Annotated in this window: 13 protein-coding genes; 1 reads left to right on the top strand and 12 read right to left on the bottom strand. The window is 34.6% G+C overall.

Annotated elements, in window-relative coordinates; genetic code table 11:
- Positions 1 to 103: 103 nt before the first annotated feature.
- The 8 genes from rplS to JST55_09490 form a co-directional block, all read right to left on the bottom strand.
- On the bottom strand, positions 104 to 502 hold the full coding sequence (gene rplS, locus JST55_09525) for a 50S ribosomal protein L19 (GenBank protein ID MBS1493741.1): 399 nt from the start codon (positions 500 to 502) through the stop codon (positions 104 to 106).
- A 224-nt stretch (positions 503 to 726) separates the two neighbouring features.
- Entirely contained in the window at positions 727 to 1395 is a 669-nt protein-coding gene (gene trmD, locus JST55_09520; GenBank protein MBS1493740.1) for a tRNA (guanosine(37)-N1)-methyltransferase TrmD, read from the bottom strand.
- A 124-nt stretch (positions 1396 to 1519) separates the two neighbouring features.
- On the bottom strand, positions 1520 to 2059 hold the full coding sequence (gene rimM / locus JST55_09515; GenBank protein MBS1493739.1) for a 16S rRNA processing protein RimM: 540 nt from the start codon (positions 2057 to 2059) through the stop codon (positions 1520 to 1522).
- 5 nt (positions 2060 to 2064) lie between these two features.
- Positions 2065 to 2319, bottom strand: a complete 255-nt coding sequence (locus tag JST55_09510; GenBank protein MBS1493738.1) for a KH domain-containing protein — start codon at positions 2317 to 2319, stop codon at positions 2065 to 2067.
- A gap of 200 nt (positions 2320 to 2519) precedes the next feature.
- Positions 2520 to 2930 carry a 30S ribosomal protein S16 gene (gene rpsP / locus JST55_09505; GenBank protein MBS1493737.1) on the bottom strand — a complete coding sequence of 137 codons (411 nt, stop codon included), beginning with the start codon at positions 2928 to 2930 and terminating at the stop codon, positions 2520 to 2522.
- A 47-nt stretch (positions 2931 to 2977) separates the two neighbouring features.
- A complete protein-coding gene (ffh, locus tag JST55_09500) occupies positions 2978 to 4330 on the bottom strand; it encodes a signal recognition particle protein (GenBank protein ID MBS1493736.1) in 1353 nt (450 codons plus the stop codon).
- A 229-nt stretch (positions 4331 to 4559) separates the two neighbouring features.
- On the bottom strand, positions 4560 to 5591 hold the full coding sequence (locus JST55_09495; GenBank protein ID MBS1493735.1) for a hypothetical protein: 1032 nt from the start codon (positions 5589 to 5591) through the stop codon (positions 4560 to 4562).
- The gene (locus JST55_09490) at positions 5592 to 6599 is read right to left on the bottom strand and encodes a hypothetical protein (GenBank protein MBS1493734.1); all 1008 of its coding nucleotides are present in this window, start codon (positions 6597 to 6599) and stop codon (positions 5592 to 5594) included.
- A 169-nt stretch (positions 6600 to 6768) separates the two neighbouring features.
- Between JST55_09490 and JST55_09485 the strand changes: the two genes are divergently transcribed.
- On the top strand, positions 6769 to 7308 hold the full coding sequence (locus JST55_09485; GenBank protein MBS1493733.1) for a hypothetical protein: 540 nt from the start codon (positions 6769 to 6771) through the stop codon (positions 7306 to 7308).
- Between the two features lie 90 nt (positions 7309 to 7398).
- Here the strand turns inward: JST55_09485 and JST55_09480 are convergent, their stop codons facing one another.
- The 4 genes from JST55_09480 to JST55_09465 are packed head-to-tail and all read right to left on the bottom strand — an operon-like array spanning position 7399 to position 12840.
- A complete protein-coding gene (locus JST55_09480) occupies positions 7399 to 7800 on the bottom strand; it encodes a response regulator (protein MBS1493732.1) in 402 nt (133 codons plus the stop codon).
- Between the two features lie 9 nt (positions 7801 to 7809).
- Entirely contained in the window at positions 7810 to 10479 is a 2670-nt protein-coding gene (locus tag JST55_09475; GenBank protein ID MBS1493731.1) for a PAS domain S-box protein, read from the bottom strand.
- A gap of 3 nt (positions 10480 to 10482) precedes the next feature.
- Positions 10483 to 10926, bottom strand: coding sequence for a response regulator (locus JST55_09470; GenBank protein ID MBS1493730.1), 444 nt, complete (start codon positions 10924 to 10926; stop codon positions 10483 to 10485).
- A 9-nt stretch (positions 10927 to 10935) separates the two neighbouring features.
- Positions 10936 to 12840: a PAS domain S-box protein gene (locus JST55_09465; GenBank protein MBS1493729.1), complete on the bottom strand. Its 1905-nt coding sequence runs from the start codon at positions 12838 to 12840 to the stop codon at positions 10936 to 10938.
- Positions 12841 to 12874 lie beyond the last annotated feature (34 nt).

The following is a 12874-nucleotide window of genomic DNA, read 5'->3' as shown; positions in this document are numbered from 1 at the left end:
GGGTTAGGTACCTTAAGCAAAATTTATTAAAGAATATTTGTACAGTTGGGAATAAAAAAACCGTCCTGCTTTCACAGAACGGTTCTTGATTGGAATGATAAAACTATGCTGTCACTTCTGATTTTTTGTCAACAGCGCCTTCTAGTACTGCTAATTTCTTTTTGTCCTTAATCTTAGTAGCGGCTTTACCTGTTAATCCTCTCAGGTAATAAAGCTTAGCTCTTCTGATGGAACCTTCTTTTACGATATCAACTTTAGCAATTCTTGGTGAGTTGATAGGGAAAATTCTTTCAACGCCTACGCCGTTAGAAATTTTTCTGACGCGGAATGTTTTGCTGATGCCGCCGCCTTTTATTCCCATAACAATTCCTTTGAACTGCTGGATTCTTTCTTTATCGCCTTCGATAACCTTCACAGAAACCGAAATTGTATCGCCGACGTGAAAATCCGGAATGTCCGTTCTCAATTGCGCCGCTGTTACTAAATTAATTATTTTTTCCATTGTCGTTTACTCCTTGTGTCCTAATGGTGTTTTTTATTTTATATTAAAAACTCTGTGATTTATCGTTCAGTTCTCTTTCCGAAACTCCTGTTTCGGAAAGCATTGTGTGCGAAACTCTGTTTCGCTTATTTAATGTGAAACGGAGTTTCACACCATATTTCCGTCCCAAACGGAGTTTGGGACGGAGTAAATAAATTTTCTTTCTCACTACTCACTACCTTATACTAACGCTTCTTACTCTTTCTGTATTTCGCCTTTGCTTTCTTCTCTCTCCACTCTTTTATCTTTGCATGATTGCCTGAAAGCAAAACTGCAGGCACTTTATATTTACCATATTTCTCAGGTCTTGTATATAACGGCGCATCAAAAACTGTATCTACCTGAAACGTATCTGTTAAAGAACTTTCCGCATCGCTAAGGCTTCCAGGAATTAATCTTGCAACTGAATCCATAAAGATAACTGCAGCTAAATCTCCGCATGATAAAACAAAATCTCCTATAGAAACTTCTTCTGTTGCCAGATATTTTATAACGCGTTCATCAATTCCTTTATAATGTCCACAGAGAAGCATAAAATTCTTCTTAAGAGAAAAATCATTAGCTGCTTTCTGGTTCAATCTCTTACCTTGCGGTGAGAAATTTATGATAGCATCGTATTCTCTTTCACTCTTTAATTTTTCAGCACATCTGAAAAACGGCTCCGGCTTAAGTATCATACCCGCTCCTCCGCCAAACGGTGAATCATCTATCTGTCTGTACTTGCCTTCAGCATAATCTCTAAGGTGGTGAACGTGAACTTCAACCAGTCCTTTTTTTCTGGCTCTTCCTATTAAACCATTTTCAATAGGTGAGGTAACAATCTTAGGGTTTGCCGTTAAAATATCAAATCTCATTCTAAACTTATTCTATTATCTCACCACAAAAACACAAAAAACTCTAAAGTTCACAAAAAATATAATTAATACTTAGTGAATTTAGTGCGTTTAGAGATTTAGTGTTAAATTAAAAAATTTAATATTACTCAAGCATTCCCTCAATCAGTTCAACATCTATTCTTTTTTGTTCAGCATCAATTTTTTTTACGAACTCTTCGCGGTATGGAATGAGAATTTCTTTTCCTTCTGCGTTTACGACATTTAATAAATCGTGTGAGCCGTAATTATCAATCTTTTTCAAAACACCAAGAAGGTCACTTCCGTTAAAAACATTGAATCCTATAATTTCATAATGAAAAAACTTTCCCTTCGGAAGTTTGACTCTCTCTTCTTCAGGTATGAGTATTTCAAAATTTACATATTCCGCTGCTGTTTCTTTGGAGTCAATTCCTTCAAGCTTTAATGAAATCTGCGATGCAGTTGCTTCACATTTTTCAACTTTGAATTCAAATTCATCCTTTGGATTCAGAGCGAACAAAGATTTTCTATCGTCAAAAAGAAAAATTCTTTTTAATTTGAGAAATCTCTCAGGGTAATCTGTAATAGGGGTTATTTTCAATAATCCTTTTATGCCAGAACATCCGCTGACTTTTCCTATGCAAATGAAATCTTCGTATTTCAATATAATTATTGTTGCTCGTGTTTCTCGTGTCTGTCAGGAATTTCAAGAATTGCAATTCTGCCTTGTTTGGCAGCTATTGCGCCAAGTAAAGTACGGATAGCTTTTGCAGTTCTGCCCTGCTTTCCGATTACTTTTCCTGTTTCCAATTCGTCAACGAAAAGTTTGTATTTAATTTTATTTCCGTCTTCTGTTTCTTCAATTACAACTGCTTCAGGTTTATCTACCAAGTGCTTGGCGATAAAATCTATGAAGTTTTTCATGTTGATTCTCCTTTGGGGTAGTTTTATAGGAAATCTTACTGCTAAAGAAAAACTTTTTCATTAATACGGACTCAAATTTAGCCGTGTAATATGCCTTAGCATATTAGCCGCATTTCTATTCTCGTTTTTGCCCGCCCTGATATAACTTAATGCTCCCAACAGTAAATGAAGGGGGAACTTATAAATTACAACTTAAAATCTTAAGCGGTTTTTTCTGCCTTAGCTTCAGCTTCTTTTTTTGCTTTGTTTTCTTTTCTTCTTACTTTCTTTGCTTTTGCTGTTTCAAGCTTTCTGCTTCTATCAGCAATGAATTTATTGTATTCATCGGTTATCTTTGTTTCGTCTGCGCCTTTTCTTGTTAAGTGAAGTTTAAGCATAAAACCTTCTTTGCTAAGAATGCTTCTGACTGTATCTGTTGGCTGTGCGCCTGAGTTTAACCAGTAGCTTACTCTTTCATCTTTTAATGTAACTACAGCAGGTTCTGCATTAGGATTATAATGTCCTACTGCTTCGATAAATCTACCGTCTCTTGGTGAGCGGGAATCTGCAGCAACTATTTTGTAAACGGGATAAGCTTTCTTTCCCATTCTTTTTAGTCTTAATTTAACCACGTTTTTGTGTATCTCCTTTTATATTATTAATTATTTTATTTTCTGTTTTAGAATTTCATTTGGTTCATAAAGTTCGGGGGCATTTTCATTTTCTTCATAAGTCCTTTAGCTTTATTTTCATTAAAGCCTTTCATCATCTTTGCCATATCTTCAAACTGCTTAATAACTTTATTTACTTCCTGTATCGGGTTACCGCTTCCGTCTGCAATTCTTCTTCTGCGCATTCCGTTAATGATTTTCGGATTTGCTCTTTCCTGTTTAGTCATCGATTGAATCACTGCTTCCACTCTTACCATTACTTTTTCGTCAATCTCTTTGCCCTGCATTGCTTTAGCTGCGCCGGGAATCATAGAGAGCAGGCTTGTTAGCGAGCCCATCTTTTTAATTTGCTTTATATACATTAAGAAGTCATCGAAGTCGAATTTATTTTTGGAAAGCTTCTCTTCCATTTTTTCAGCTTCGCTGAAATCAAAATCCTGCTGGGCTTTTTCAACAAAGGAAACTATATCGCCCTTGCCTAAAATTCTTCCAGCCATTCTGTCAGGATGAAACTCTTCCAGTGCATCAAGCTTTTCACCAATACCAACAAACTTAATCGGCTTCTGTACAACTGCTTTAATAGAGAGAGCAGCACCGCCTCTTGTATCACCGTCTAATTTGGTAAGAACTACTCCGTCAAAATTTAATTTTTCATTGAACGTTTTTGCAGTGTTAACTGCATCCTGTCCGGTCATCGAGTCAACTACAAATAAAATCTCACCGGGATTCACTGCTTCTTTAATAGCACGTACTTCATTCATCATCTGTTCATCTATTGCAAGACGTCCTGCAGTATCGATTAACAACGTATCTCTTGCATTCTCTTTGCAATATTGAATTGCGCCTTTGGAAATCTTTACGGCATCTTTTTCACCGTCAATTGAAAATACGGGAACATCAATCTGCTTACCTAAAACTTTTAACTGCTCTATAGCAGCAGGTCTGTATATATCACAGGCAGCAAGCACTGGCTGTTTGCCTTTTGACTTTAAATATCTTGCAAGCTTAGCCGAGAAAGTTGTTTTACCCGAACCCTGAAGACCGACCATCATAATAATGGAAGGAATATCATTTGTAAAATGTATATCAGCTTTTTCCGAGCCGAGAAGATTTATCAATTCATCGTTGATGATCTTAACGATTAACTGTCCCGGAGTAATGCTTAATAAAACGTTTTGCCCAAGTGATTTTTTCTTTACTTCTTCAAGGAAGGAAGTTACAACTTTGTAGTTTACGTCGGCATCGAATAATACTCTGCGGATCTCGCGGAGGGACTCGTCTATATTTTTTTCAGTAATCTTGCCTTCACCGCGTATCTTTTTTAATACACCTTCAAGCTTCGTCGATAAGTCGTTAAACATTCGTTAATCTTTCGTAGTTAATTCAGTAATTTTTTCTATACAAAAAATACGTTCCAACGCTAAAGCCCTGGAACGTTCTTATTGTAAATTAATAGTTATGTATTGCAAATTACCGAATTATAAAGATTTTTACAAGGGAAATTACGATGTGTGAACGGGAAAATTTACACCTAAGTGCTGTAAAAATAGAATTTGGATTTTTGGTTAAGGAGCAGAATATGTAACAAAATCATTTTAATGTACCTTTGACAAGTTTTGCTCCACTGGAATAACCATAAAAATAGAATGAACCGTTTTTAAACTCTGTTAAAAATGAACCGGGGGAGGACTGATTATAAGTTATTCCCTGAGGAAAATTTGACTGTGTGGTCAGCGAAGTTCCATTCCAAACTTTCGCCTGATAGTTATTTGTAGTATCGTTGCTAAAAAATACTAAATTATTGGGGTAAGTGCCGGTAGGCAGGATACTGTAATCATCATTAGCTAAAAATTCTATCCAGCCTGTTTCTGTAAAATTTGCATAGTGATAATAAGGAGATGGAAATGATTCAGTCCTTCTTATAAAATTGCTTCCTGTATAATTATAAGAACTCCCATAAGTACTGTCGGAAACCACTCTTACTATTTCTGTAGGAAGAATTTTATAAACTACTTTATCCGAAATATAACCATTTGTGGGAGAAGTAATAAAATAAAGATTACTGTTTATTTTGCCCATTAAAAAAACGGCATCATTTCCATATCCATTATTTTCAGGCACTTTTATCGTGGTAACAATTCCGTTATTAAAAAGATAAAGACTATCCCAGCTAATAGAATAAACATAAAATTTATCACGAGAATCAATATATACCCTTAAGAGTTCTGTTGTCCACGGTGTAAAATTGTAGGTTCTTATTGCTCCGTTATCATAAATTTTTATTGCTGTTTTCTGGTCAGAAGGTGTGTAACTATACCCTAAGAAAACTGCATAATCTTTATCGTAAGCATCTACATATATCGGGGAAAAAGAAGGTTCATTGAAGTTAATCTGCTGGCTGGTTCCATCTGTGATTCTGAAGGATTGAAATCCTGAAATGAATAATGAGTGGTCATTTCCCTCAGACATATGGTTAAAATTTGAAGCGGGCGAATTTATTACTGACCACTCATAATATTTGTCACTTGTTGTAAATCCGGAAGACAAAGGATCGTCACTTTTACATGCAAAAAATAAAAGAGAAAATAATATCAGTGTGCTTATATTTAAAAATAATTTCATCTATTTCAATTTTCCTTTCACAAATTTTGTCGGATGATATTTATCTATTATATAATAAGTGTTATCAGCGTAGTTACTGACCGTTCTTACTGCGGGAATACTTACCGTGATTGCACTTGTAGGGAAATTTGTCTGCTCAATTTTTGCATTAACCGAAAATACCGATGCGTACGCTTTTGCATTATAATCGAACCAAATCCATAGAAACTGATTTCTTGTATCGCCTGCTAAATACTGTATGTAATATGTATTTGCCGGAGTTGTAAAGCTGAAAAAATTTATCCAGTCGGAGCCGTTAAAATAATCCAACAAATGATTCGTAGAGTCTTGTGTTACTCTTACAATATCGTTATTTAGAAAGTGTATTCTGCCCTGAGGGGCAACGCTTGAAACAAGCAGAAGCGTATTACCGACTATTCTGTAAGCTCTGTCCTGATAAAATGAAGATGAATTAAACGATGTAAATAAATAAGTACTTCCACCTGCCTTTCCGAAACCTATGGGTGACTCAGATGGGGGAAGAGCGGAGCCTGTCAGAGTTCCGTTATCAAATAAATAAAAGTTATCGTATGAAGCATAATAAAATTTATTTTTAGATATGAAAGTTAGTTTTGTGTAAGGGTATGCATTGGAAAATGTGTAAGTCGTAAGTGCTCCGGTATCATATAATTTAAATTTAAACTCAGAAGTTGTTGCGGATGTGCCGCCCCAAAAGACTGCACTGTTCTTATCAAAGGCTTCTACTCCTCCGCACTTGAAGGCTGTATCCTGAAAGTCTATTCGGGTTACTGTACTTCCTGAAATTTTGTAAGATGAATTTCCACCTATAAATGCAACGTCATCGTTAGCTGCGGAAATTCTGTAAACGCTGTCCATTGATACAGGTGTGACTGTCCAGTTATAATAATTAGAACCGTCCGTGTCAGGGTCAACAGGTGAATCGGTATTACATGAAATAAATTGAATTGAAAAAATTAAAAGAAAGGAGGTATAATAAATTAATCGCATAATCTTATTAGATGTAAATCAAATTACTAAAATAATTCTTTACTTTAAACTAAGATAATAATATTCAATATATAATATAAATGTATATTAGAAATTAAAACTCCGTTTTAGGAACTGTTTCAGTGTAATTTCAGTTGGAAGTATTAATAATTTAAAATCATAGCCCCAAATGAAAAAACTTCTTACTCTTTTCCTCTTTTGTTTTGTATTAATCTGTGCCAACGAAATTTTTTCCCAGCCAAAACAGGAAAAAATGCTGGAAAGACTTGCATCTTTGAATGGTAACTGGATAGGTTCTTTGGAATATCTTGATTACGGAGATAACAAATCTAAAACAAAACTACCAACAGTTTGCGAAGCAGTTTATAATAAATCCGGCAGCGATAAATATCTTTCAGTAAAATTTATTTTTGATGAAGGAAAGGGAAGAACTGTGACAGGGGAGGATGCATGGACAATAATAGATGAGAAAACTTTCTTCTATGATAGTACAAACTATAAAATAACAAATTTCTATACTCAGTTTGATAACAACGACATCACTGTTTTTGAGCTTGAAAAGGATGGAATGGATAATAATAAGCCGTGTACTATAAAGCAGACATTTGAAATTCACAATGATTCTTTCTTTATAAAAAAAGAAGTGAAGTATAGTGATGCTGAATCTTACTTTGTAAGACATGAATTTTCGTTTACAAGAAAGAAATAGGTAAAATTTTAAAACTTAAATAATACGCGAATCTCACCCCCTGCCACAGCCCAAGGGAGGGCAGGGAGTGCGCTCCGGTGAATTTATATCCTACCCCTCACCAAGCAGCAAAACTTTGAGAGTTTCTCTCTTTAGCGGCTTTGAGATATAACATTTTATAAGATTATTTTTCCCCGCACGTTCCATATCTTTATTATCTACAGAAGATGACAGCATATAAATTGTAAATTGTTTCTTTATCTTATCTGGAAATTTATTAAATTCTTCAATAAATTCCCAGCCCGTCATACTCGGCATATTTATATCAAGAAAAAGCGTAGTAAAGAAATCTTCTTTTGAAGCATAATTATCCTGAATATAAGCTAATGCCTCTTCGGGAATTTGAAATGCTTTTACATTTGCACCTTCAAATACTTTAGTTATCACTGCCCTGCAAAGAGTGTTGTTTATACCATCATCATCTACAAGAATAAAATTTAAGTTGCTATCCATTATGGGTGTTTAAGAGTTAGTGTTTACAGGTATTTCAATTTTAAATTCAGCTCCGGTATTTGGCGTACTCTCTATTGAAATGTTTCCGCCAAGGCTTTCCACCTGAGTTTTTACCATAAATAGTCCCATTCCTTTTCCTTCTATTCCTGAATGGAACCGTTTGTATAATCCAAAAATGTGCTCTCCTTTTTTTTGCAGGTCAATTCCGCTTCCGTTATCTTTAAAAGTTAAATATATTTTATCATCCTTTTTTTCACTGGAGATATGTATAACTAAATCAGTACCGGGTTTTCTATATTTTATACTGTTTGAAATCAAGTTGTAAAAAATACTGTGCATGTAACTTTTAAAAGTCATTATGCTCGGTGCAAGATTAAAGGATGTTTTAATTTCAACCGTTTTATCATCAAGCAGCTTATGGAGTATAGTTTTCACATTGTAAACTATCTGGGAAAAAAATACTTCTTCATGAATTTCTTTTACAGTGTTATTTACCTGAAGTATATTGTTAAGATCTATGATTACTTCATCCAGACGATTTACTGCAGATGAAAGCTGATTAAGAAAACTTTGTCTTTCTTCGGGAGAGTAATCGTCCGAATTAAGCTCTTCGTTAAATCCTATTATGTTAGCTACAGGTGCTCTCAGATTGTGGGAAACAATATATGTGAACTGCTCAAGGTCTTTATTTCTTTTAAATAGGTCTGCTGTAATTTTATTCCTCTCTGCTTCAGCATTTTTCCTGTCAGTTATATCAATTACACTAAGCCTCATAAGATTTTTATCGTAATCAGAGAGTATGCTTGAACGTATCTCTGTGAAAATTTCTTTTCCTTCAGAATCAATTACCAGCCATTCTGTTATAAGTTTTTCTCCTTTCAAAATCCGGCTGATATTCTTATTGAATTTTTCTTCTGCTGTAATTCCTTCAGGCTGTACAGGGGCTGTTACCATCATGGGAGATTTATTCATCAATCCGTCATAGCTGTATTTTAGAAGCTTCAAAGCATTTTCATTAAAATCTACAAATGCATTTTTTTCTAAATCAAGAATTAAAATTGCCTCGGGAGCAGTTTCAAAAAATTGCCTGAATTTTTTTTCATTTTGCATTATCTCTGCTTCAGCTTTTTTCCTTCTTGTAATATCAATTACACTTACACGCAGCTGCTTTGTATCAAAATCCGAGAGCATACTTGGTCTTACTTCACACACAATTTCTTTTCCTTCGGAGTCAATTACTATCCATTCTATAATCGGGTTTTCTCCTTTCAAAGTTCGTTCAATAACCGCTGGAATAATTTCTTCCGATTTCTCTCCGTTAGGTTGAACTTTTGGACTTATATCCAGCGGAGACATTTTCATTAATTCTTCCCGGCTATATTTCAGCAACTGTAGCGCATTATTATTAAAATCTCTAAAAGAAAAATTCTCTATATCTAAAATAAAAATAGATTCAGGTGCAGTTTCAAAAAATTGCCTGAATCTTTTTTCACTTCTAATCAGGTTTTCTTCCGCCAGCTTGCGGGCTGTTATATCTTTACGAATTGCTAAATATTGATATGGTTTAAGTTCATTGTTTAGGAATGGAATTATTGTAGTATCTACCCAATAGAAAGTGCCGTCCTTAGCTTTGTTTTTGAATTCTCCATGCCAGACTTTGCCGTTAGCAATGGTAACCCACATTTCTCTTATATATTCTTTCGGGTGGTGGCCTGAGTTGATTATTCTGTGGTCCTTTCCAATGAGTTCGTATCTCTCGTATTTGGATATCCGGCAGAAATTATCATTAGCATGTTTTATAATTCCTTTTTGGTCAGTGATTGCGACAATAGATGACTGGTCAATCGCGTATTTATAATCTGATATTTCCTTTAAACTTTCAAATAAAGCAGCTTCAGCTTTTTTTTGTTCGGAAATATCAATATTAAATCCTATTAGTCTTTCGTTCTGATTATTTTTATCGCGTTCAACAACAAATTCACTTTTGATTACCCTCATTTCTTTATCTTTGCCAATTACTCTGAATTCCATTGTACCTGTACCGCCCGAAATTAAAGCGCTCCTTACTATATTTTCCACTCGTATACTGTCATCGGCATGAACTTTTGCAAAAAAGTTTTCTCCGGAAGGTTCAACTTCTCCGACTTCATACCCGAGTATTCTGAAAGTTTCATCAGACCATCTTGTCTCACCATTCAGAATATCGTTTTCCCAAATTCCGAAGTGAGCAATTTTTTCTGCTTTCTTTAATAATTCTTTTTCAGCAAGTATTTTTTCAAAAAAACTTCTTCTTTCATTTTCAATCCGGCATTTTTCAATCGCATTTAAAAGAGCTGAAGGAAGCCGTGTCATTCTATCTTTTATTATGTAATCATGTGCACCTGCATGTATCATCTGAACTGCAAACTCTTCAGAGACTGAACCTGTTACAAGAATGAAAGGGATATGAGCATTTTTATTCTTAAGAGTTTTCAAAGCAAGAATTGAATCAAACTGCGGAAGAGAGTGGTCACAAAGAATGGCATCAGGCTTAAAATCTTCAAGAGCTTCTTCAAAAGCTTGTTTTGTTTCAATAATTTTTGCTATGAAATTTATTCCTCCGTGCTCAAGATGGAATTTCATGAGATTTGCATCTTCGGCATAATCCTCAATTATTAATATTTTTAATGGAGTTGTCATATTTTATTCGCAGCCGGGTTGATTTATCTGAAGCCAGTACTCACCAAGTTTAATAATTGTATTATTCAATATATCAAACTCAATGGGTTTCACAATGTAACTGTTAGCTCCAAGTTTATAAGCTTCTTCGATGTCTCTCTCTTCTTTTGAAGATGTAAGAATTATAACAGGAATACTTTTTGTAAGTGAGTTTGATTTTACCCTTCGTAAAACTTCAAGCCCGCTTACTTTTGGAATTTTTAAGTCAAGAATTATCAGTTTCAAAATTTTATCTTTTTGTCTTTCCGAATATTTTCCTTCCGCATATATAAAATCAAGAGCCTCTGCACCGTCTTTTACATGAAAAATTTTCGATTTAGTTTCATTTGCATTTAAAGAAGAAAGTGCAAACTCTGCATCATCTATATTATCTTCTACAAGCAATATTTCTACATTATTATAGCTCATTTAAAAAATTTAAACTCCATCCGGGAGCGTAAAATAGAATGTTGCTCCTTCATTTTCTTTACCCTCTGCAAATACAGAGCCTCCATGCTTTGTAACGATTTTCTTTACAATTGCCAGCCCGACTCCAATGCCTTCAAACTCTTCTTCACTATGCAGTCTCTGAAATACATTGAAGAGCTTATCAGCATAGTCCATATTAAATCCTACTCCGTTATCGGTAATAAAATATTTTACAAAATCGTTTTCTGCCTGAGAACCTATTACAATTTGTATCTTCTCCTTCTTGGATGAGTATTTTATAGCATTGCTGATTAAGTTTTCCCAGACCTGTCGTATCATGGTTATATCAGCGGTAGCATTTTGCTTTACATCCACTGTTACCATCAAATCAGGAATTTTATCACTCTGTTTCATTTCCGCCAATATGTTTTCAATAAGGCTTTGCATGGAGAATGGAATTTTCAGAATTTCCTTTCTTCCTAAACGTGAAAAAGAAAGTAAGTCATCAATTAGCAGCCCCATCTTTTTTGTATTCACTATTATCCTGTTGAATAATCTTTTTCCTTCTTCATCAAAATTTTCTTCATACTTACTTTGTATTATATATGAATAACCGTTAATCGCTCTTAGAGGAGCACGCAGGTCATGCGAGATTGAATAAGAAAAAGATTCCAGCTCATTGTTGAGCACTTCAAGCTGATGAGTCCTCTGAGCCACTCTTTCTTCAAGTTCCTCGTTGAGCTTTTTTATTTCCTCTTCAGCCTGTTTCCGTGAGGTTATATCGGCACGGATTGCAACATACTGATACGGCTTTCCGTTTTCATCCAGGAACGGAACAATAGTTGTATCTACCCAGTAAAAATTTCCGTACTTAGTTTTATTTTTAAGTTCACCTCTCCATATTTTTCCGTTTGCAATTGTTCCCCATAAATTTTTGATAAATTCTTTCGGATGATATGAAGAATTGATTATTCTGTGGTCGTGGCCTATGAGTTCATCGCGGCTGTATTGAGATATCCTGCAAAAATTTTCATTTGCGTGCTTTATTATACCCCGCTGATCTGTTATTGCAACTATTGAAGATTCATCCAGGGCATATTTATAATCCGAAATTTCCTTTAAGGTTTTTTGTAAATCATCTTCAATTTTTTTTCTTTCAGTTATATCAGCTCGTATAGCAATGTACTGGTATGGCTTTCCGGCTTCATTAAGAAAAGGAACAATAGTTGTATCTACCCAATAGTAAGTTCCGTCCTTTGCTTTATTTTTAAGTTCACCCTTCCATATTTTACCGTTAGCAATAGTAGTCCAGATATTTTTTATGAAACTTTTAGAATGGAAAGAGGAATTTATTATTCTGTGGTCCTGACCGATTAGTTCTTCGCGGGAGTATTTTGATATTTTACAAAAATTATCGTTGACATGTTTTATTATCCCGCGCTGGTCAGTGATAGCTACAATAGAAGATTCATCAAGAGCATATTTGTAATCAGAAGTTTCCTTCATGCTTTTTAGAAGGTCATCTTCTATATTTTTCCTTTCTGCATTTTGCCTGGAAGCATTTACATACTCGGAAAAAGTAACTGAACCTATTACTTCATTATTATCATTAAATATTGGTGAGATGGATATTCGGGCAGTGATTAATTCACTCTTGGATTTTCTTTGGGTAATATAATCATTAACAGGCTTACCTGATTTGATATTATTTGATATATCCAGATTTTCAAGGGTACTGTCTTCAGGTAGAAGCAGTGAAGAGTTTTTACCTAAAATTTCTTTCGATTTGTAACCGTAAAATTTTTCTGACCCTTTATTCCAGGAAGTGATGGCTCCGTCATTGTCTTCAGTGTAAACAGAGTTTCGGGAAAATTCGATTATGCTTTTATAATAAGCTTTATAATCGAGGAGCATTGAATCAGAAAAATTGTTTTTATTGTGCAAGCCC

It is taken from the genome of Bacteroidota bacterium, from assembly GCA_018266835.1.
In the GTDB taxonomy this organism is placed as follows: Bacteria; Bacteroidota; Ignavibacteria; order Tepidaquicellales; family Tepidaquicellaceae; genus JAFDZO01.
This window is presented reverse-complemented; position numbering and strand designations above follow the sequence as displayed.

Excerpts from the sequence above, each read along its gene's own strand:
- JST55_09475 (MBS1493731.1), bottom strand. The coding sequence starts at position 10,479 with ATGACAACTCCATTAAAAATATTAATAATTGAGGATTATGCCGAAGAT.
- JST55_09490 (MBS1493734.1), bottom strand. The coding sequence starts at position 6,599 with ATGCGATTAATTTATTATACCTCCTTTCTTTTAATTTTTTCAATTCAA.
- JST55_09480 (MBS1493732.1), bottom strand. The coding sequence starts at position 7,800 with ATGGATAGCAACTTAAATTTTATTCTTGTAGATGATGATGGTATAAAC.
- JST55_09465 (MBS1493729.1), bottom strand. The coding sequence starts at position 12,840 with ATGCTCCTCGATTATAAAGCTTATTATAAAAGCATAATCGAATTTTCC.
- JST55_09510 (MBS1493738.1), bottom strand. The coding sequence starts at position 2,319 with ATGAAAAACTTCATAGATTTTATCGCCAAGCACTTGGTAGATAAACCT.
- JST55_09495 (MBS1493735.1), bottom strand. The coding sequence starts at position 5,591 with ATGAAATTATTTTTAAATATAAGCACACTGATATTATTTTCTCTTTTA.
- JST55_09485 (MBS1493733.1), top strand. The coding sequence starts at position 6,769 with ATGAAAAAACTTCTTACTCTTTTCCTCTTTTGTTTTGTATTAATCTGT.
- trmD (MBS1493740.1), bottom strand. The coding sequence starts at position 1,395 with ATGAGATTTGATATTTTAACGGCAAACCCTAAGATTGTTACCTCACCT.
- JST55_09470 (MBS1493730.1), bottom strand. The coding sequence starts at position 10,926 with ATGAGCTATAATAATGTAGAAATATTGCTTGTAGAAGATAATATAGAT.
- ffh (MBS1493736.1), bottom strand. The coding sequence starts at position 4,330 with ATGTTTAACGACTTATCGACGAAGCTTGAAGGTGTATTAAAAAAGATA.
- rplS (MBS1493741.1), bottom strand. The coding sequence starts at position 502 with ATGGAAAAAATAATTAATTTAGTAACAGCGGCGCAATTGAGAACGGAC.